The sequence below is a fragment of the Rhizobacter sp. P1_G5 genome, from assembly GCF_056405435.1.
The window spans coordinates 1-2,469 of record NZ_JBFUCB010000778.1 but is presented as its reverse complement, the minus strand read 5'-3'; the positions used below and the strand labels follow the sequence as shown (position 1 = coordinate 2,469).

The following is a 2,469-nucleotide window of genomic DNA, read 5'->3' as shown; positions in this document are numbered from 1 at the left end:
CACACCTTCCATCCCGATCAGATTGACGTGCCGAGCGGCCACTTCATCGACGGCCGGCTGCTGCGCCCGGCGCAGGCCGCGGGCTTGGCGGTGTCGCGCCCGTCCGACGGCCGCCACCAGGCCGAGCTGCCGCTGGCCGACGCGGCGATGGTCGACCAGGCGGTCGAGAACGCGTGGACGCGCTGGCGCGCCAGCGACTGGTCGCRCCGCCCGCCGCGCGAACGCGCCCGCGTGCTGCGCCGCTGGGCCGACCTGGTCGAGGCCGACGGCGCGGTGCTGGCGCCGCTCGAGGCGGTCGGCTCGACCCGGCCGCTGCGCGAGGCGCTGGCCTGGGACGTGCCGTTCACCGCCGAAGGCCTGCGCTTCTTCGCCGAGTACGCCGACAAGCTGGGCGGCGAGGTCGCCGCGACGCGCAGCGACCACCTGGGCCTGACCGTCACCGAGCCCTACGGCGTGGTCGGCGCGATCACGCCGTGGAACTTCCCGCTGGTGATGGCCTCGTGGAAGGTCGGTGCCGCGCTGGCGGCCGGCAACGCGGTGGTGCTGAAGCCGTCGGAGCTGACGCCGTTCTCGGTGCTGCGCCTGGCCGAGCTGGCGCTGCAGGCCGGCGTGCCGGCGGGCCTGTTCAACATCGTGCAGGGCGACGGCCGCACCGCCGGCGAGGCGCTGAGCCGGCACCCGCGCATCGCGAAGATGACCTTCACCGGCTCCACGCGCACCGGCGCCGCCATCATGTCCGCCTGCGCGCTGCACGGGCCGAAGCCGGTGACGCTGGAGCTCGGCGGCAAGAGCCCGCAGCTGGTGTTCGACGACGTGCCCGACCTGGAGCGGCTGGCCGCGACGATCGCCGGCGCGATCACCGGCAACGCCGGCCAGGTGTGCGTCGCCGGCTCGCGCCTGATCGTGCAGCGGCGCATCGCCGAGCCGCTGGTCGAGCGCATCGTGCAGCGCTTCGAGGCACTGCGCCCGGGGCCGACCTGGGACGCCGCGGCAACGCTCGCGCCGATCATCTCGCCGGCCCAGGCGGCACGCATCGCCGGCATCGTCGAGCGCGCCCGCGGCGCCGGCGCGCACACCCGCTGCGGCGGCACGCTGGCGCAGGTCGGCAGCGGCGGCGCCTACTGGCGGCCGACGCTGATCGAGGGCGTAGAGGCCAGCAACCCGGCGGTGCTGGAAGAGATCTTCGGCCCGGTGCTGACAGTACAGGTGTTCGACAACGAAGAAGAAGGCCTCGCGCTGGCGGCACACGAGCACTACGGCCTCGCGGCCGGCGTGCACACCGCCGACCTCGGGCGCGCGCTGCGCGCGATGCGTGCGATCCAGGCCGGCACCGTCTGGATCAACCGCTACGGGCGCAGCGACGACTTCGTCATCCCCACCGGCGGCTACCACCAGTCGGGCATCGGCAAGGACCTGGGGCGCCAGGCGGTCGAGGCCAACCTGCGCGTCAAAAGCGTGCTGATCGACTTCGCGTCGCCGCAATGAAGTGCACCACCGCACCGGCGCAGCGCAGACCGCACGCCATGCCGAGACGGGCCCGTGAAACCACAGCTTCGACGCGTGGCACCCGCCAAATCCCCACTTCCTCGTTGGTCGCACATGCTTCAATGAAATGGTGATGACAAGGCGAACCCGCTGACACCCACCCGCCCTCACACGACAAGGACCTCCCCCACCATGGCCTTCCGCCCCAAGTTCATCAGCTTCGACTGCTACGGCACGCTGACCCGGTTCCGCATGAGCGAGATGACGCGCGAGATCTTCGCCGACCGCGTCCCCGCCGAGCGCATGGATGCGTTCATCGCCGACTTCTCCGCCTACCGCTTCGACGAGGTGCTGGGCGCCTGGAAGCCGTACGCCGACGTGCTGAAGAACGCCGTGCGCCGCACCTGCCGCAAGTGGAACCTGCAGTACCTCGACCACGAGGCGCAGCGCTACTACGACGCGGTGCCCACCTGGGGCCCGCATGCCGACGTGCCGGCAGGGCTGGCGCGCGTCGCGAAGGAGATCCCGCTGGTGATCCTGTCGAACGCGTCGGACGACCAGATCCAGCGGAACGTGGCGCAGCTCGGCGCGCCCTTCCACCGCGTCTACACCGCGCAGCAGGCGCAGGCCTACAAGCCGCGGCTGCAGGCCTTCGAGTACATGCTGGACTCGCTGAATGCGAACCCCGAGGACATGCTGCACGTGTCGTCCAGCCTGCGCTACGACCTGATGTCGGCCGACGACCTGGGCATCAAGAACAAGGTGTTCGTGAACCGCGGCCACGGCCCGGGCAACCCGGCCTACGGCTACACCGAGATCGCCGACATCGGCGGCCTGCCCGGCGTGGTCGGGCTCTGAACCCGTTCGAGCGGCCGCCATGAAACTCGACTCGTACTGGACCGACACGGCACCGGCCTTCACGCCGAAGCCGGCCGAGTTGCCGGCGCGCGCCGACGTGGTCATCGTCGGCGCCGGCTTCACCGG

The 2,469-nt window shown here is 71.7% G+C and carries 2 protein-coding genes; both read left to right on the top strand.

Going from position 1 to position 2,469, the window contains the following annotated elements:
- Window positions 1–1,485, top strand: a 1,485-nt coding sequence (locus AC1D12_RS30915; protein WP_477845032.1) for an aldehyde dehydrogenase family protein, incomplete at its 5' end; no start/stop codon positions are given.
- Window positions 1,486–1,677: 192 nt separating this feature from the next.
- Window positions 1,678–2,343, top strand: coding sequence for a haloacid dehalogenase type II (locus AC1D12_RS30910; protein ID WP_465111928.1), 666 nt, complete (start codon window positions 1,678–1,680; stop codon window positions 2,341–2,343).
- The last annotated feature ends 126 nt before the right edge of the window (window positions 2,344–2,469 follow it).